15 protein-coding genes and 2 rRNA genes (1 of these 17 running past the window's edge) are annotated in these 17,903 nt (G+C 58.7%); 9 read left to right on the forward strand and 8 right to left on the reverse strand.

Annotation, left to right across the window (positions count from 1 at the left end):
• The 5 genes from JFU47_RS21990 to JFU47_RS22010 all read left to right on the forward strand — a co-directional run.
• Positions 1-587 (forward strand): 23S ribosomal RNA (locus tag JFU47_RS21990); it begins 2,305 nt to the left of the window's first position.
• A 156-nt stretch (positions 588-743) separates the two neighbouring features.
• Positions 744-859 (forward strand): 5S ribosomal RNA (rrf, locus tag JFU47_RS21995).
• Positions 860-1,007: 148 nt separating this feature from the next.
• The gene (locus tag JFU47_RS22000; protein WP_201185643.1) at positions 1,008-1,667 is read left to right on the forward strand and encodes a paraquat-inducible protein A; all 660 of its coding nucleotides are present in this window, start codon (positions 1,008-1,010) and stop codon (positions 1,665-1,667) included.
• The gene (locus JFU47_RS22005) at positions 1,654-2,277 is read left to right on the forward strand and encodes a paraquat-inducible protein A (protein ID WP_123365609.1); all 624 of its coding nucleotides are present in this window, start codon (positions 1,654-1,656) and stop codon (positions 2,275-2,277) included. Before JFU47_RS22000 ends, JFU47_RS22005 begins: the two co-directional genes overlap by 14 nt.
• Positions 2,270-4,573 (forward strand): PqiB family protein, encoded by a 2,304-nt coding sequence (locus JFU47_RS22010; RefSeq protein WP_201185650.1) that lies wholly within the window; start codon positions 2,270-2,272, stop codon positions 4,571-4,573. The genes JFU47_RS22005 and JFU47_RS22010 overlap by 8 nt, the downstream gene beginning before the upstream one ends.
• Positions 4,574-4,786: 213 nt before the next feature.
• Here JFU47_RS22010 and mksF read toward each other — a convergent pair whose 3' ends face one another.
• From mksF to mksB, 3 genes are read right to left on the reverse strand one after another with little or no spacing between them, the layout of a single operon-like run.
• A complete protein-coding gene (mksF, locus tag JFU47_RS22015; protein WP_201185652.1) occupies positions 4,787-7,627 on the reverse strand; it encodes an Mks condensin complex protein MksF in 2,841 nt (946 codons plus the stop codon).
• On the reverse strand, positions 7,624-8,325 hold the full coding sequence (mksE, locus tag JFU47_RS22020; protein WP_201185653.1) for an Mks condensin complex protein MksE: 702 nt from the start codon (positions 8,323-8,325) through the stop codon (positions 7,624-7,626). Before mksE ends, mksF begins: the two co-directional genes overlap by 4 nt.
• Positions 8,315-9,589: an Mks condensin complex protein MksB gene (mksB, locus tag JFU47_RS22025; RefSeq protein WP_201185654.1), complete on the reverse strand. Its 1,275-nt coding sequence runs from the start codon at positions 9,587-9,589 to the stop codon at positions 8,315-8,317. Before mksB ends, mksE begins: the two co-directional genes overlap by 11 nt.
• Positions 9,590-9,795: 206 nt before the next feature.
• Between mksB and JFU47_RS22030 the strand changes: the two genes are divergently transcribed.
• Positions 9,796-10,545, forward strand: coding sequence for an energy transducer TonB (locus tag JFU47_RS22030; protein ID WP_201187310.1), 750 nt, complete (start codon positions 9,796-9,798; stop codon positions 10,543-10,545).
• A complete protein-coding gene (gene rimI, locus JFU47_RS22035) occupies positions 10,538-10,990 on the forward strand; it encodes a ribosomal protein S18-alanine N-acetyltransferase (RefSeq protein WP_201185659.1) in 453 nt (150 codons plus the stop codon). The genes JFU47_RS22030 and rimI overlap by 8 nt, the downstream gene beginning before the upstream one ends.
• A 130-nt stretch (positions 10,991-11,120) precedes the next feature.
• Here rimI and JFU47_RS22040 read toward each other — a convergent pair whose 3' ends face one another.
• Positions 11,121-11,525 (reverse strand): serine kinase/phosphatase, encoded by a 405-nt coding sequence (locus JFU47_RS22040; protein WP_201185667.1) that lies wholly within the window; start codon positions 11,523-11,525, stop codon positions 11,121-11,123.
• Positions 11,526-11,677: 152 nt separating this feature from the next.
• Here JFU47_RS22040 and can point away from each other — a divergent pair, with 152 nt between their 5' ends.
• Entirely contained in the window at positions 11,678-12,322 is a 645-nt protein-coding gene (can, locus tag JFU47_RS22045; RefSeq protein WP_008145531.1) for a carbonate dehydratase, read from the forward strand.
• 6 nt (positions 12,323-12,328) lie between these two features.
• Here can and JFU47_RS22050 read toward each other — a convergent pair whose 3' ends face one another.
• The 4 genes from JFU47_RS22050 to JFU47_RS22065 form a co-directional block, all read right to left on the reverse strand.
• A complete protein-coding gene (locus JFU47_RS22050; protein ID WP_201185675.1) occupies positions 12,329-12,853 on the reverse strand; it encodes an SET domain-containing protein-lysine N-methyltransferase in 525 nt (174 codons plus the stop codon).
• Positions 12,854-12,997: 144 nt separating this feature from the next.
• Positions 12,998-14,170: a hypothetical protein gene (locus tag JFU47_RS22055; RefSeq protein ID WP_201185677.1), complete on the reverse strand. Its 1,173-nt coding sequence runs from the start codon at positions 14,168-14,170 to the stop codon at positions 12,998-13,000.
• Between the two features lie 184 nt (positions 14,171-14,354).
• A complete protein-coding gene (locus JFU47_RS22060) occupies positions 14,355-14,675 on the reverse strand; it encodes a hypothetical protein (RefSeq protein WP_008153466.1) in 321 nt (106 codons plus the stop codon).
• A 214-nt stretch (positions 14,676-14,889) separates the two neighbouring features.
• The gene (locus JFU47_RS22065; protein WP_033061219.1) at positions 14,890-16,308 is read right to left on the reverse strand and encodes a short-chain fatty acid transporter; all 1,419 of its coding nucleotides are present in this window, start codon (positions 16,306-16,308) and stop codon (positions 14,890-14,892) included.
• Positions 16,309-16,509: 201 nt separating this feature from the next.
• Here JFU47_RS22065 and JFU47_RS22070 point away from each other — a divergent pair, with 201 nt between their 5' ends.
• Entirely contained in the window at positions 16,510-17,826 is a 1,317-nt protein-coding gene (locus JFU47_RS22070; RefSeq protein ID WP_201185679.1) for an MFS transporter, read from the forward strand.
• Positions 17,827-17,903: the final 77 nt, after the last annotated feature.

Raw genomic sequence — 17,903 nt, forward strand, 5'->3', positions numbered from 1 at the left:
GTAGAGTATAAAGGCAAAAGCGCGCTTGACTGCGAGACAGACACGTCGAGCAGGTACGAAAGTAGGTCTTAGTGATCCGGTGGTTCTGTATGGAAGGGCCATCGCTCAACGGATAAAAGGTACTCCGGGGATAACAGGCTGATACCGCCCAAGAGTTCATATCGACGGCGGTGTTTGGCACCTCGATGTCGGCTCATCACATCCTGGGGCTGAAGCCGGTCCCAAGGGTATGGCTGTTCGCCATTTAAAGTGGTACGCGAGCTGGGTTTAGAACGTCGTGAGACAGTTCGGTCCCTATCTGCCGTGGACGTTTGAGATTTGAGAGGGGCTGCTCCTAGTACGAGAGGACCGGAGTGGACGAACCTCTGGTGTTCCGGTTGTCACGCCAGTGGCATTGCCGGGTAGCTATGTTCGGAATAGATAACCGCTGAAAGCATCTAAGCGGGAAACTAGCCTCAAGATGAGATCTCACTGGGACCTTGAGTCCCCTGAAGGGCCGTCGAAGACTACGACGTTGATAGGTTGGGTGTGTAAGCGCTGTGAGGCGTTGAGCTAACCAATACTAATTGCCCGTGAGGCTTGACCATATAACACCCAAGCAATTTGCTGACCTGAGAAGGCACCAGATTGCGGTGTGTGAAGACGACACAAGTCGAAAATTCGAAACGAAACACACAAATCTATCGCATACCCATTCGCTGGAGCGTGAACCTGAAAAGGCCCACGACCTGGCTACCGAATTTCTTGACGACCATAGAGCATTGGAACCACCTGATCCCATCCCGAACTCAGTAGTGAAACGATGCATCGCCGATGGTAGTGTGGGGTTTCCCCATGTGAGAGTAGGTCATCGTCAAGATTAAATTCCGAAACCCCTATCTGCGTATGCAGGTAGGGGTTTTGTTTTGTCCGTAGGAAAGTGGCTTTCAGTTAAAGCACAAATTTGCACAGTTATTTTCGATCCATGACACTAGAATAGGTCCAACTTTTTCGGAGCCAGAGCCTTTATGCCAGATCCGGTTGACGCCCCAGGGCTGTCAGAATTACCGCTGGACGACTTGGTAGCGTGTCATGAGTGCGACTTGCTGATGCGCAAGCCCGAACTCGCCCATGGCGAGAAAGCCCTCTGTCCGCGTTGCGGCTACGAGCTCTACGCCCATCGCCATAACGTCGTACAGCGCAGTCTCGCCTTGGTTCTCGCCGCACTGTTGTTGTATATCCCTGCGAACTTTTTACCCATCATGCAGCTCCATCTACTCGGGCAGTCGTCGGATGACACTGTCTGGACTGGTGTTGTTGGCCTGTTCGATACCGGAATGCAGGGCGTTGCAGTCGTGGTGTTTCTCTGCAGCATGGGAATCCCGCTGCTCAAGTTGCTCTGCCAACTGGTTGTGCTGCTGAGTATTCGTTTTGATATCGGACGCAGTTACGGCCTGTTGCTCTACCGCATTTATCACCATTTACGCGATTGGGGGATGCTCGAGGTCTACCTCATGGGCGTACTGGTGGCGATCGTCAAACTGGCAGATATGGCAGCAATTACCGTCGGACTTGGCCTGGCGTGCTTTATCGGTTTGTTGTTGGTTCAGGTCTGGTTGGAGGTTGTGATGTCGCCCCATCAGATCTGGCAGGCTTTATCAGGAGAAGATGCCCATGCGGGCGATTGATGCAGGCATTCTGATTTGCGCCGAATGCCATGAATTGAACAAGCAGGAAGCCGACACCGATGAGCAGGTCTGCACCCGTTGCGGTGCGCTGGTTCACGCCCGTCGTCCGAACAGTGTGATGCGTACCTGGGCGCTGCTGGTGACCGCCGCGGTTCTCTACATCCCGGCCAACGTGTTGCCGATCATGACCGTCAGTTCACTGGGGCAGGGCGATCCCAGCACGATCATGTCCGGTGTGATCCAACTGGTTCAACACGGCATGATCCCCATCGCCGCCGTGGTTTTTATCGCCAGTATTCTGGTACCAACGTTCAAATTGGTGGGCATCGGACTGCTGCTGTTTTCTGTGCAGCGCCGCCAGCCACTGTCGGCTCGCCAACGTATTTGGATGTATCGCTTTATTGAGTTCATTGGCCGCTGGTCGATGCTCGATATCTTTGTGATCGCCATCCTGGTGGCGGTTGTGAATTTTGGACGGCTTGCCAGCGTCGAAGCCAATCTTGGCGCCATCGCTTTCGCCAGTGTGGTGATTCTGACAATGCTTGCCGCAGTAACTTTCGATCCCCGACTGATTTGGGATAACACGGAGTCGGACGACGACCATGACTGATTTGCCTACAGCGAAAACCCGACCGGCCTCGAACTGGTCTGCTATCTGGGTACTGCCCCTGATCGCCCTGATCATCGGTGGCTGGCTTGGCTGGCGTGCCTACAACGAGACCGGCATCGAGATTCAGGTGCGTTTCGAAAGTGGTGAAGGCATTCAGGCCAACAAGACCGAAGTCGTCTACAAAGGCATGTCGGTGGGTAAGGTGAAGACCCTCAAGCTCGATGACGAAGGCAACTCTAAAGGCGTGATCGCCACCGTCGAGATGAATAAGGACGTGGAGCCATACCTGCGGACCAGCACCCGTTTCTGGCTGGTCAAGCCGAGCGTGACGCTGGCCGGCATCACGGGCCTGGAGACGCTGGTCTCGGGTAATTACGTGGCGATAAGCCCGGGCGAGGGTGAGCCGACTCGCAAGTTCAAAGCCTTGGCCGAAGAGCCGCCGCTGTCGGACGCCCAGCCCGGTCTACACCTGACCATCAAGGCAGATCGTCTCGGTTCACTCAATCGCGGTAGCCCGGTGTTCTATAAGCAGATCAAGGTCGGCCAGATCAAAAGTTATCTGCTGTCAGAAGACCAAAGCACCGTCGAACTGAAAGTTTTCATCGAGCCCACCTACGCCAAACTGGTGCGCAAACACACGCGTTTCTGGAACGCTAGCGGCATCAGCATCGACGCCAACCTGTCAGGTGTGAAAGTGCGCAGCGAGTCCCTGGCCAGCATCGTCGCTGGCGGTATCGCGTTTGCCACGCCGGAGAACCGCAAGGACAGCCCGCCCACCGACCCGAGTCTGCCGTTTCGTCTCTACGAAGATTTCGATGCAGCCGCCGCCGGTATTCGGGTCAAGGTCAAGCTCAGCGACTTCGAAGGAATGCAGGCGGGTCGCACACCGGTTATGTACAAAGGCATCCAGGTCGGCAATCTGAAAGCGCTCAAGATCGATCCAGATCTATCCAGTGCCACCGCCGAATTGACCCTCGATCCTCTGGCTGAAGATTACCTGGTCGAAGGCACCCAGTTCTGGGTAGTCAAACCGTCGATCTCGCTTGCCGGTATCACCGGGCTCGAAGCGTTGGTCAAAGGTAACTACATCGCCGTGCGTCCGGGAGACAAAGGCGCCGCACCGCAGCGCGAGTTTGTCGCACGGCCGAAGGCACCGCCGCTCGACTTGCGTGCGCCAGGATTGCACCTGGTGCTGTTCACTGAAAACCTCGGTTCACTGGAGGTCGGCAGCCCGATTCTCTACAAACAGGTCAAGGTTGGTTCGGTCCAGAGCTATCAGTTCTCACGCACCAAAAAGCAGTTGGTGATTGGTGTTCACATCGAGAAGGAATACGAAGGTCTGGTCAACGCCTCGACACGGTTCTGGAATGCCAGCGGCATTACGCTCACGGGTGGTCTGACGGGTGGAATCCAGGTCAAAAGTGAGTCGCTGCAAAGCCTGATGGCTGGCGGCATTGCCTTCGAAACCCCGGAAGCCAAGGCACCGTTGCAGAAGCGGATTCCGCGTTTCCGTTTGTTCGCCAGTCATGATGAGGCGACGCAAAAAGGTGCCGTGGTAACGATCAGGGTTGATCGCGCCGACGGGCTGCGCAGTGGCACGCCGATTCGATTCAAAGGGCTGGATGTCGGCAAGATTGAAGACGTCGACCTCAGCGATGACCTGCAATCGGTGCTGCTGACTGCACGAATCACCGAAGTGCCGGAGCGTATCGCTCGGGTCGGCAGTCAGTTCTGGGTCGTCAAACCTGAACTGGGTCTGATCAAGACGTCCAACCTCGAAACGCTGGTCACTGGTCAATACATCGAAGTGCAACCGGCCGCGAAAAACCTCGGCCCGCAGAAAAACTTCGTGGCCCTGACCAGTCCGCCGGAAACCGCTAAACAAGAGGCCGGATTGAGTCTGGTGTTGAGCGCTGCCCGGCGTGGTTCGCTGAAAACAGGTGTGCCGGTCACTTATCGCGAAATCACCGTGGGCAAGGTGACAGGCTATGAACTCGGCCAGACGGCGGATCGTGTGTTGGTGCACATCCTGATCGAGCCGAAGTACGCACCGTTGGTGCGCAGCGGCACGCGTTTCTGGAACTCCAGTGGTTTTGGCTTTGATTACGGCTTGTTCAAAGGGGCGACGATGCGAACCGAATCGCTTGAGACGCTGATTCAGGGCGGCATCGCTTTCGCCACGCCGGACGGCGAGCGCATGGGCAGTCCGGCGCGAGCTGAGCAAACGTTCCCGCTGTTCGATAAGTTCGAAGACGAATGGCTGACCTGGGCACCGAAGATTTCAATCGGTAAATAGCGGGAAATTATTTGGGTGTCTGTGATGGCGCTTTCGCGAGCAGGCTCGCTCCCACAGGGATGTGCTGTGAACGCAGAATGTGTGTCTGGCACTTATCCAATGTGGGAGCGAGCCTGCTCGCGAAGAGGCCCTCAAATTCACTGAAAGGCACCCATGAAAAAGGCCGCGATCCATTGGATCGCGGCCTTTTTTATGGCTGTCGATTAACGCAGATCAGACCGCATCCAGCTCCGGTTCATCTGCGGCAACGGTAACGGCAGCCTTCACTTCATCGTGACGACGAATGTACTTCCAGTCCGCCTCGTCGATGTAGATCCCGTTCGGCCCGCTGCCGCCTTCCAGGTCGATGGCGACACTGGCGCAGACCTGCGGCTTCACACTCGCCAGGATCGGTACGAAGCCCAGTTGCAGGCTGGTTTCCAGCAACGCTGCCTGGTTCTTCTCGTCGATGTCCGCTGCTTCGTCGAGGTAGTACGGCAGGCGCACGCGACCGGCCTGGTCACGGTCCATCAAGTGCAGCAACAAGTACATGTTGGTCAGCGCCTTGATGGTCATGGTGGTGCCGTTGGATGCCGCGCCGTCGATGTCGGTGTGAATCACCGGCTGGCCGTTGACCTTGGTGATCTCGAACGCCAACTCGAACAAGTCCTTGAGGCCGAGCTGGTTGTGGTTAGCCGCCACCAGACGCGCCAGGTATTCCTTGGCTTCTTCGTTCTTGTTGTCCTGATCGGCGCTTTGGCTCAGGTCGAACACGGAGAGGGTTTCACCTTCTTCGTACTGACCGGCGCTGTGGATGATCTGGTCGATGTGCTTGAGCGCTTCCTTGTTCGGCGCCAGCACGATGCGGAAGCTTTGCAGGTTGGAGACCTGACGTTTGTTGATCTCGCGGTTGAACAGCGCCAGTTGATGCTCAAGGCTGTCGTAGTCGCTGCGGATGTTGCGCAGGGTCCGGGCGATGTCGGTAACGGCCGCACGACGGGCCTTGCCAAGGGTCAGGGCTTCGTCGGTACGGTGCGCGTACGCGTTGATCAGCAGTTGCAGGCGACGCTCCATGTCGTCTTCGCTGTCGAACTTGGCCACACCCTTGAGGCGCACCTGCGCATACAGCGCCTCGATCTGACCGTCGCTGCGCTGCAAACCCTGCCAGCTGTCCTGATAGTCATTGAGCAGCGGCAGCAGGTTGTCCATGGAATCGTCGATCGGGTCCATGAACGGCGTACCGAACGGCAGGTCTGCGGGCAACAGCTGACGGCGACGCAGGGCGTCGTCGAGGGTGCGTTGCTTGGCTTCCATGTCGCCGATCTGCCGGCCGACCAGTTGCAGCTTGGCCGACAGCTGCTGGACGCGTTCGGTGAAAGCGTCGCTGGAGCGCTTCAACTCGTCCTGCGCCGCTTCCATCTGCGCCAGTTGTTCCAGCTTGTCGCCTTCCTCGGCGCTCAGGGTTTGCGCGCGGCGGAAATCTTCCAGCGCTTTCTGCGCATCCAGCACTTGCTGGTACAGCGCTTCGGTCTGGGTCTTGCTCGCGGCGCGGTCGGCGGCCACGGCTTGTTGGGTTTTCAGTTGCTTGAGTTCTTTGTCCAGACGCTCTTTCTGATCGCGCAATGCCGCGCGGTCAGCCAGGGCTTGCAGGGCCGGCGGCTCGATGTGCGAGATGTCGATGGACAGGCCCGGCACTTCGAAGCGCTCACCCTTGAAGCCGTCGAGAATCAGTTCCATGGATTTGACCCACTGACCGTCCTCGTCCAGCGTAATGCCGTGTTCACCCAACGGCAGGCTGAACAATGCGCTGTTGAACAAACGCATCAGGCGCTCGACATCCTGTTGCGAGAATTCCTCGCGCAGACGGGCGTAGCTGTTGTTGTCGGCGTGATCGAGTTGCTGCTTCACCGACTTCAGGCGTTTTTCCAGATCCCGCAGACGCTCTTCCAGATCTTCGGCGCTGAACTGCCGCGACTGCGCCAGCGCACCGGCCAGTTCATCGTGCGCGTCCTTGGCTGCGAGCAGTTGTTGCTCAAGGACTTTGACGTCAGTGACCAACGCGAAGCGATGCTTGAGCACCGACAATTCGCCGAGCCAGCGCTGGATGCCAGTGATTTCCCGCTCCAGACGCATCAGCTCTTGAGTGCCGCCACGCTGATCGTTTTGCAGCGCGTCTTGCTCGTTGCGGTAGTGTTCGGCCTGAATCGTCAGCTCTTCCTTGCGCGCACTGGCGTAGTCCGACCAGGTGCCGAGCAGGGAGTCGAGCAGCGGCGAGATCCGGTGCAGTTTGCCGCGCAGGATATTGCGCTGAGTCACGCCTGCCGCAAGGGCTTCGACCAATGGGCCGGCAGTGACCAGCGAGTTGTAGTCCTGCTCCATGCGTCGTACATCGCGGAACGCTTCTTCGCACGCGGCGATGTAGTCGACGCTACCGGAGCGCAGGCTGTGTTCGAAGGCATCGAGGAACAATTGCTTGAGCTTGGCTGCGGTGATTTCGCGCATGTGCAGCAGGTTGATGAACAGTGCGCGGAAGGTCTTCAGGCTCTGCTCGCTGGTGGAACGCAGCGGGATCAGCGTCAGGTCCAGCGGAATCGACGTGTGACCGCCCACCAGCAAACGACGCAGTTCATCCGGCTTGAGTTCGTAGGCTTTCAGGCCTTCACGCTCAAGGTTCGTGAACAATTCTTTCTGGCGCAGGCAGGTGTCGTTTTTCTGGTAATGGGCCAGATCCAGTTTGCCGGCGTAGGCAAAGAACTGGTGACCGAAGCCACCGCCCGGGCCGCGACCGACCACACCAATCACATGTGGACCGTGAGGCAGCGAGACTTCGACCAGGATGTAACTGGTGTCAGAGGCGAAGTAGAAACGACGGGATTGTTCCAGGCTGTACTTGCCGAAACTCATGTCCGACATGCGCGCCAGGATCGGGAACTGCAAGGCGTTAATCGATGCGGATTTGCCGAGGTTGTTCGCGCCGTAAACCGACAACGGTTCTTCCAGCGGGAACAGGCCGAGGCTGTATCCGGCGGTGTTCAAAAGGGCAAAGCGGCGAATGCCGTAGCGTTCCTTGCTCATGCGTCGGTCTCCTGTTCTTCGGCAATGGCGCGGGCCATGGCGTCTTCTTCGCTTTCTTCAGCGAAGTCGCTGAGATCGAGCGGGTCATCGGTTTCCAAAAGCTTTTCGTCGCTGTCGTCATCGATCAGCACGGGCACCGGCAATGGCAACACGCTGTGCAGGCTGGCGGCCAGGTCACGGTCTTGCTGGACCGACAGGCAGACATCGAGGAAGCGGTGCATCGGCGGCAGGAAACGGTAGATGCCGTTTTCTTCACCGGCAAAACCGAGCTGGGTCATGCGGCGCATGATTTTTTCTTCGAGTTCTTCGACGGTCTGCACTTCGGCCTGGATAAACAGGTCGCGGTATTTCTCCAAAAGCGATGGCAATTCATCGCGGCCGAGGCTGCCACCGTCGAGCACGGCGACCGGGTCACGGCCCTGATCGGCCAGGTGCTCGACGAGGATGAAGGTGAACAGTGCCAGACGTTGCGCGGTCTTGTTCACCGCCGCCGCCGCGAGGTCCGGCACGAAGTAGTAGAAACCACGGGTGTCGCAGACCAGTTCAAAGCCTAGTGCCTTGAACAGCGTGCGGTACTGGTCCTGGAAGTTCGACAGTTGCGCGTACAGCTCCGGGTCGCGGCGGCTGACGTGGTAGCCCTTGAACAGCTCGCGAAAGATCGGCGCCAGCTGGGACAGTTCGTGTAGATCAAGATGCATGTGGGGTGCTCGCAGAATCCTCGGCGGTGTCGCGGGCCGAGAGCAGGGCGAAAGAGCGCAGGCTGACCTGGTGCTCGTGAGTGTGGTAGTCGCGGCGTTCCAGACGTTCGCGTGTGAAGCGCTTTTCCCGCGACAGGCGCGAGAACCAATAAAGCAATTCGTCGGTAGCGCCGTCCGGCTCCTGCTCCAGCAGCCAGGTCATCAGGTCCGGCATCGGCAGGGCGTCTTCGCAACGTTCGAGCATTTCCCGAACCGTGCGTGGCGCGCGTGGCGCTTCGCCTTTCTGCGTTTTGTGGGCCTTGGGGAAGCGCGCCGGTTTCGGCTCGAAACGGGCCAACGCGTAAACGTAGGCTTCGACCTGACTGGCACTGCCGAGGAAGGTGCTTTGCGGCCGGGTGAACATCGGCATCGCCGCTTGTGGCACCGCATCGATACCTTTACGACGAATGGCCGACAAGGCCAGCGCAGCGCCACGGGTCACGGCGTTGTGACGACGGGCTTCTTCACGCAGCGGCAACAGCAGTTCGCGGGCATGGCGCAGCGTCAGCTGGGCGCTGGTCTGCATTTCGAGGATGCGCGCGTGGGTGCGCAGCAGCATGTCGTCGTCGACCAGATGGCCGAGGCGCTGCTGCTCAGTGAGCATTTTCAGCAGAACGTTCTCGACCTTGCGCACGCCTTGTTCGAAGGCGCCGTCGGCGTTCACCAGCTGAATCATTGGCTCGACGTATTCGTCCCAGGTCGCCAGCACTTCAGCGTAACGCTGACGCAGTGGAATCTGCCGGTCGCTGGTTTTGGCGCGCTCGGCGACGGCCACCAAGGCCTGTTCGTCGTTGGCGAGTTTCTTCAATACGTCCCGTACGCGCATATCGAGCAGGCGCAACTGGCGCGCCAGGTCGTGGCCGTCGCGGATGTCGAAGGCGTCCTGGATATAACCGGCCAGGCGTTCGAGGTGGCGCAAATAGGCTTCGATCTCCAGGCACAGGCCCAGACGGTGCTCACGGCGCAGGTAGGCGAGGAAGTCGTGGATCTGCGCATTGAGCTCGAAACGGTTCGGGCTTTTCGCCACGGGAACCAGAATGTCGAGGCGGATCCACACGTCCAGCAGGCTGGTGATGTCCTGCGGCGTACTGTCCAGTTGCTGGGCGGCCAACTGTGAACGCAGTTCGTTGAGGCTCAAGGTGCCTTGGTCGAAGTGCTCGCACAGTGGCTCCAGAAGTGCCCAGTGTTCAGCGAGGGCGCGCAAGACGCGCTTGGGTTCGATCATCGGAATGGCCGGCTGGTTGGCGATTAAAAGTCGCGATTGTACTGCATCACGCCCGTTGCGATTCACTCTCGGGACGGACAGTTGGCTTTCTATCGATCAAGCGTGGGCGATCTTGAGCGAAGGGCGGTAGAATCACCGCACTTTAGTTATCCACAAGTGGCCGACCTTTGCTTATCGAGTCCCGTCGTCGCGCTTATTTGACCGCCATGCAGGTGGTCAACTGGCTGCCGCGCACCGAATTGCCCTTTGCTGCGCCCTCGCGCCCTGAGTTGCTGGAGATGCCCGAGCCGTTGGTCGTCGCGCCGGTTGCTCCGGTTGCTCCCGCGCCTGTGGCTGATTCGCCCGTGCAACCACTGGTCAAACCGGCCGAACGGGTGAAAATCGAGGTGCCACGGCCATCGCTGGCCAGCACGCGCACGAATGCCAAGGTTGAGGAAGAGGCCGCGCCGGTCGTCGCCAAGGCTGTGCAAGTGCCGCCACCGCGTTTTTCCCTGCAATTGCTGCGCGCTGGCCGATGCCTGCTGCTGGTGGAGTTACCCACAGGCGAACCGTTCCAGACCCGCGATCCTGCCTATCTGCTGCTCAAGGACATGCTGCGCGCCGCCGGTCTGCCTGACGCTCCGCAGATCATCGGCGAGCCGGTGCGCTGGCCGCTGTTGTCTCGGGGCACCATGGATCAAGGCCCAGAAGCGGCTCGCGACTTCGTGCAAGGTTTTCTCTCGGCCCGGCTGGAGGACGCACCGTGTGTCTGCGTGTGGCTGATCGGCCTGCCGGCGGTGCGTTTCGCCGGTGAGGCGAACGCCGAATCCTTCAACCGTGAACTCCAGGTCGAAGGCCTGGGCTCGGTCTGGGCCCTGCCGGGTCTGGAATTATTAATGGAAGAGCCACAGCGTAAGGCTGATGTCTGGCAAGCCATGCGTCGGCTAATGGCGCGCTGGAAAGAATCGAATGAGTGACGCTGTATCGTTCCGCCCGATGATCGAGGCGGACATGGACGCTGTACTGAAAATCGAATACGCGGCTTACAGCCACCCCTGGACTCGCGGGATTTTTCTCGATGGGCTGGGTAAATATCAGATATGGCTGATGTTTGAAGGCCAGCAGCAGGTCGGCCACGGGGTGGTGCAGATCATCCTTGATGAAGCGCATCTGCTGAACATTACCGTCAAACCGGAGAACCAGGGCCGTGGCCTGGGCTTGACTTTGCTGGAGCATTTAATGTCCCGAGCATATGACGCCAAGGCGCGCGAGTGTTTCCTTGAAGTGCGTGACAGCAACCGTGGCGCGTTCAAGTTGTATGAGCGTTATGGGTTTAACGAGATTGGTCGGCGGCGCGATTACTACCCAGCGGTGGGTGGGCGTGAAGATGCCGTTGTAATGGCCTGCACCCTGGTCGACTGAGCCTTTTTAAAAGCTTCGCGAGCAGGCTCGCTTCCACAGTGGATTCTTTTTTAGTACACAAATTATGTGTCTGACATAAATCCTGTGGGAGCGAGCCTGCTCGCGAATACGGACTTTCATACACTAGCGATCAACGATTACCGTCCATCGGATCCTGCTGCGCCAGTTCCTCTTCATCCAGCCCATTACCCCCGCCGATATCGTCTTCATCGACAATGCTCAAATCCCAATCGGCCTGGCCACCTTCACCCGCTTCGTGGCCGTCCCGTGCGCCGTCTTCATGGATCAGGGTTTCCGGGCTCATGTCGTCGTCGGTGGACTCATGGTCATCGGTCGAGGCACCGGTCATGCCGGCTTCACGTACGCGCTCCCGAGGCATCAGGCGTTCACGCTCCGTTTGCGGCAGCTCGTCGCCGATTTTGCCGCTGGGTGTTTCCTCGTCAAAATCCAGCTCATGCATCGAGCCCATGCGGTCTTCGTTGTCATCGATGGGCTCGGGTTGAGTCGCATCGAACGGACGTCGTGAATCAGTCATGGCAATTCCTCATACTGTAGGCCTTACTAGGGTGGACCCCCTGGGCTGCTGAGAATTCCTCCGGCATGGAAAACCGGGTATCTGCATCTGGCGCGTGACCCCGACAGATGGTTGTCTGTCATAGAAGCGCATCATTCTCGAGGCTTCATTGCATGAACGAATTACAAGATCTGATTGATAACAACGAGCGCTGGGCTGACGCGATCACCAAAGAAGATCCTGATTTCTTCGCCAAGCTGGCCCGTCAGCAAACCCCGGAATACCTGTGGATCGGTTGCTCCGACGCCCGGGTGCCGGCGAACGAGATCGTCGGCATGCTGCCCGGCGATCTGTTTGTACACCGTAATGTGGCCAACGTAGTCCTGCACACCGACCTCAACTGCCTGTCGGTGATTCAGTACGCGGTCGACGTGCTGAAGGTCAAACACATCCTCGTTACCGGCCACTATGGCTGCGGCGGCGTCCGCGCCTCAATGCAGGACCGTCAGCTGGGCCTGATCGACGGCTGGCTGCGCTCGATTCGCGATCTCTATTATGAAAAACGCGAAGAGCTCGCCAAATTGCCCACTGAAGAAGAGCGGGTCGACCGCCTCTGCGAATACAACGTGATCCAGCAAGTGGCCAACGTCGGGCACACCAGCATTGTGCAAAACGCCTGGCACCGCGGGCAGAGCCTGTCTGTTCACGGCTGCATCTATGGCATCAAGGACGGTCGCTGGAAAAGCCTGAACGCCACCATCAGCGGTTTCGAGCAATTGCCGCCGCAATACCGTCTGCGTCCGGTCGAGGCGTTGTAACGCCCTTCAGCATAGACTTCGCCGACGCCAGTGCTGCAGAAACAACTGGCCGTCGGCGTTCGGCGATTCATCGTAGCCGGTGATCCAGCCACGGCAGTCGAACGAGCCACACTGGCAGGCGAACTGACGCATGAGTTTGTCTTCGGTGGTGGCGTAGTCCATCGTCAGTCGGTCGCCTTTTTTGATGTCCTTCAGCGCCCACAACCACAGCTCGCTCATGTCGAGAAATACGTTTGGGTCGCAGGAGTGTCGCAGCAGCCCGCAGAAGCGCGGGTCGTAGACATGGATGCCACGGGCCAGTTGCCGGGTATGCCGACACCGATAAGGCAGTAGATGCCCCGAAGCCCGACAAATTCGGCTGATACGAGGGAAGTCCCGAAGTGCGGCGACGGCTGCCGCCGATCCGTTGGTGTTGTCGATAATCTCGAAGTCGGCCCTGGAGGGGAATCCAAGGCGAACGGGCAGCTCCGCAAATGGATAAATCCCATCGGGAGGTTGTGCAAGCGTCTCGTGCAGGGCGTGGGTTTTCATAACGATCCTTGTTGGCTGGGTGCTGCGACCTCCATCAGCTGACGATCCTGTCAGCTCTGCAGCACATGGGTACGGTTCAAGCCTCTCGCAAATGAAACGGCGGGTCTACTGTCATAATTGACAGTAGACCCGCCGTTCATCGTTTTACAGGGCCGGGGCAGGGATCGCGGTCGCGGGTACCGGGGCTTTCAGCTGTTTGAGCTGAGATTTGATCGGTGCCGTCGCGCACTTGGCCACGGCTTTTTCGGGCGTCAGGTTGCGAATTGAGGTGTAGAACAGCTCGCAGGTTTTTTCTGCCTGGGCCACTTGCCAGGTTTGGGTGCAGCTTCTCAATTCAATGTCGGGATTACTGTCCGGTTGGCGGCCCATGGCGGCCTGCCAGCACGCGGCACTCAAATCCTGGCCCATGACTTTAAGGCCCGCCGCGTCGGCCTTGGCCTGGGCATCGTTGCCGGTATAGCTTTCCGGGTCGGCGGCGTACCAAATGTAGCTTGGGTGGTTGGAACCCAGCACTGGCACTTTCACCCCGTCGCTCGGACTGATGCTGACCAGGCCCAGCACGTTCACGGTCGGCCCGTATTGCTGCTTGATCCAGTTACGCACTGGCGCGCCGAAGGCGACCATCGGCAACGCCGCACCACTGGCGTTCTGACTGAGTTGCTTGACCATCGTGGTCTGGTAGTCCTTGAAGTAGTCGTAGACGCCTTCCAGATCCTTGCCCGCGTTGGACGGTGCGGCAATCGGTGCAATGTCGATGATGGTCTGGTAGCCCGGCGTCTGGTCGGCCGGAATTCCGTTGTCAGTCAGCAGTGTGGCCCAGCGATCGGTGGTGGCGGATCGCAGGTAATCCTGAGCCTGGGTCAACGAATAGTCGGGTGGGAAGTGCAACAGTTCAACGCTTTTGCGGTTTTCCAGGGCCATGCCCAGTGGCAGGAACAGATACCAGCTGTAAGCCCACTTGCCGTCGGCATTCAGCTTGCTGGCGCCGGTGTAGGCCAGATCACCGGCATCGAGCAATGCCGCCAACGGTTTTTCATAGCCACGGGGTACGCCGCTGATTTCAGCGTAGAGCTGATTGTTATCGGTTTTGACCCGTACCTTCGCCGCGCTGTAACCATCGCGTTGCACGCTCTGGGACAGGTAATGCTCGACCGTTTGCTCCAGCGTCCAGTTGCGAAAGCAGATCACGTTGCAGTTATTGGGGTAAGCGAACAGGCGGGTGACGCGTTCGGTACTGCCCAGCTTCAGGTCGGTATCGGCATGGGCGGCGGCACTCAGGGTGAGGGCCGCGAGGGTGAGTCCTGCGATTTTGAACATGCTCAGATCCTTTTCAGCGTGATCCCGTTGATTGGGTACGCGCCATACTGGATCAGCGGCGTTACACAGAATAGTGTTTGCGTGTAGTTTTTTTGCGTAGAGCCTGCGGTGTGTATGCCAGGAACTCTCGGTTATGGAGTCCGGCCCGGGCTTAATGTCTATGGGCCGGACGGAGGTTGAAGCGTTACAACAGCTTTAGTGCCAGATGAGTACCGGCGCGCAAGTACTCGACCTGTGCAAATACGGCATCCTTGACGATGGCCTCTCCTGTATCGGTCAGTTTGGCTTTTTTGGCATCAATGATGGACGTTTGCGTTAATTGCATGACTACATCCATCGCTTTTTGAAGGGCGGTCAAATTGTTGTGCTGGCCGAACTCGCGGACGACAGCGTCCATACGGCGATCTGCATCATCACGCAGCTTTTTATATTCAACGACTGAAACCCTACCGTCCTGGTAAATCTCGTTAATCATCTCTTCCAGCGTTTTCGATATTAAAGACATGTGCTTGTTCATCCTTGGTCAGTGCTGTCTTGCTTTAAAAAGTTTGTGAGCTGTCGGAGTTTACTCAGCGATTTATAGGTTGGAGATAAGAACTCTCCGGGTTTCATGTCAGGCGCAATCGAGCCTGTTTGTAGGATAAATCTAGGCGTTTGTTACATGTTCAAACCGAGTGAACTGATTGCACCTGCCCGCAGCAGGTGCAATCACTTACGTGTTACGGCATGACCGGTGCCGTATACGTCAGCGTCGTCCCCAGCGCCCACAGCAGAAACAGCACCAGCGGCGTGTGCACCAGCAGTTGCACGAACGAAAACCCGATCAAGTCCCGCGCCTTCAACCCGAGCACACCCAGCAGCGGCAGCATGTAGAACGGGTTGATCAGGTTCGGCAGGGCTTCGGCGGCGTTGTAGATCTGCACGGCCCAGCCCAGGTGGTAGTTCAGGTCGGTGGCGACTTGCATGACGTACGGCGCTTCGATGATCCATTTGCCGCCACCGGACGGGATGAAGAAACCGAGGATCGCCGAGTACACGCCCATCAGCAGCGCGTAGGTGTCGTGGGACGCGATTTGTACGAAAAAGGTCGAGATGTGGTGAGCCAGCGTCTGAGCGTCAGTCCCTTTGACGGTGGTCATCAGCGCGGCAATCGAGCCGTACAACGGGAACTGAATCAGTACGCCAGTGGTGGTCGGTACCGCGCGGGACACCGCGTCAAGGAAGCTGCGCGGGCGCCAGTGCAGCAGGGCTCCGAGCATGATGAACAGGAAGTTGTAGGTGTTCAGCCCGGAAATCGCACTGATCGCCGGTTTGGTCGAGAACTCGTGGAACAGCCATCCGGCCGCCAGCAGCACCAGCAAAATCGTCAGCAGCGGGCTGTGCTCCAGCCATTCGCCGGGGCGGGTGCGCGGTTGCAATGGCGGCAGGTTAAAGCTCGGATCGATGCCGCAGGCTTTGGCATCACGGGCCGAGTTCGGGCCAGGTGCAGTGGCGTAGGCAATGATCAGCGAGATCACGATCAGCGCCAGCAACATCACGCCGGACTGCCAGAGAAAGATCGTTTGCGTGAAAGGAATCACCCCGGTGATCGACAGAATCGATGGCGGCAGGCTGGCCGGGTTGGCCTGCAGTTGCGCGGCGGACGAGGACAAGCCCAAGGCCCACACCGCGCCGAGACCCAGATAGGCGGCAGCACCGGCGGCACGGTAGTCCATTTTCAGATCGGTACGGCGGGCGAGGGCGCGCACCAGCAAACCGCCAAACACCAGCGACAGCCCCCAGTTCAGCAGCGAAGCGACCATGGAGATCAACGCAACCCAGGCGACGGCCGAGCGGCCGTTTTTCGGGATCCGCGCCAGCCGGTCGATCAGTTTCACTGCCGGTGGCGAGCTGGCGACGACATAACCGCCGATCACCACGAAAGCCATCTGCATGGTGAACGGGATCAGGCTCCAGAAGCCGTCACCGAAGGCCATGGCGGCGTCGGTGGGTTTGGCGCCCATGAACAGGGTGGCCACGGCGACGATAATCACTGCCAGTGCGGCAAACACCCAGGAGTCGGGGAACCAGCGTTCGGCAAAACTTGAGCAGCGCAGGGCAAAGCGGGCAGAGCGGGTATCTTCGATATCAGCGGCCACGGGTGTACCTCGAATTTTTATGTTTGTTGTGGTCTTTGGGGCCGCAAAGGCCCGTCCAGACAGGTGCCAACAGTAAAACAATCGGTACTATTTTGTGACGAAGTTTTACGCGTCTAGGACTTTGGTCTAACGGGTTGTCCGCTGGCGCGTTTGCGTAGACCATGGGCGCCTTGGTTTTTTGCCTATGCCAGAGTGCTTTTCATGACCGCCAATACCGATTCGCGCCCGGCGCCGTTCACCCGCTCGGATTACAAGACCCTCGGCCTTGCGGCCCTTGGCGGCGCGCTGGAAATCTACGATTTCATCATTTTCGTATTTTTCGCCCTGACCCTCAGCCAGCTATTCTTCCCGCCGGAAATGCCCGAGTGGCTGCGACTGCTGCAAAGCTTCGGGATCTTCGTGACCGGTTATCTGGCGCGGCCGTTGGGCGGGATTTTGATGGCGCATTTCGCCGACAAATTGGGGCGCAAGAAGGTCTTCAGCCTGAGCATCCTGATGATGGCGCTGCCGTGCCTGCTGATCGGCATCATGCCGACCTACGCCCAAATTGGTTATTTCGCACCGCTGCTGCTGTTGGCCCTGCGAATCCTCCAGGGCGCGGCGGTGGGCGGTGAAGTGCCGAGCGCCTGGGTATTCGTCGCCGAGCATGCACCCGTTGGGCATCGCGGTTATGCCCTCGGTTTCCTGCAGGCCGGGTTGACGTTTGGTTACCTGATCGGTGCCCTGACGGCGACGTTTCTGGCACAGGCGTTCACCCCGGCAGAAATCCTTGATTACGCCTGGCGTTACCCGTTCCTGCTGGGCGGCGTGTTCGGCGTGATCGGCGTCTGGCTACGCCGCTGGCTCAGCGAAACCCCGGTGTTCATGGCCATGCAGGCTCAACGTGATGCGGCCGTCGAACTGCCACTGCGCACGGTATTGCGTGAGCATCGCCTGGCCATGCTGCCGGCGATGATCCTCACCTGCGTACTGACCTCGGCGGTGGTGGTGTTTGTGGTTATCACCCCGACCATGATGCAGAAAACCTTCGGTATGACCGCCAGCCACACCTTCGCCCTGAGTGCCTTGGGCATTGTCTTTCTGAATATTGGCTGCGTACTCGCCGGGCTGCTGGTCGACCGCATTGGCGCCTGGCGTACGGTGATGCTCTATAGCCTGCTGCTGCCATTGGGCATCGGCGTGCTCTATACCTGCCTGATCATTGGTGGCAACTGGATCGGTCTGGCGTATGCGGTGGCCGGCCTTGGTTGCGGGGTGGTCGGCGCGGTGCCGTCGGTGATGGTCAGCCTGTTCCCGGCGCGGATTCGTGTCTCGGGGATTTCCTTCACCTACAACATTGCCTACGCCGTCTGGGCGAGTATCACACCGTTGTTGCTGATCGGTCTGATGCCGCGGAGCCCATGGATCTGCGTGATCTTCTGCGCGGTGATGGGGGCTGTAGGGGTCAGCAGCGCAGCATATTTCGGCGCTCGCATGCCCAACGTTGGTCGCCGCAGGGTGGCTCCCTGCGCTCAGTGACTGCCAGCTGATCAGGCAGTCACCCTTCAACTATTTTTGTAGGACAACCCTGAAACACTCTTCAGAAAATATCCCCA

The sequence above is a fragment of the Pseudomonas sp. TH39(2020) genome (genome assembly GCF_016650715.1).
GTDB lineage: Bacteria > Pseudomonadota > Gammaproteobacteria > Pseudomonadales > Pseudomonadaceae > Aquipseudomonas > Aquipseudomonas mandelii_C.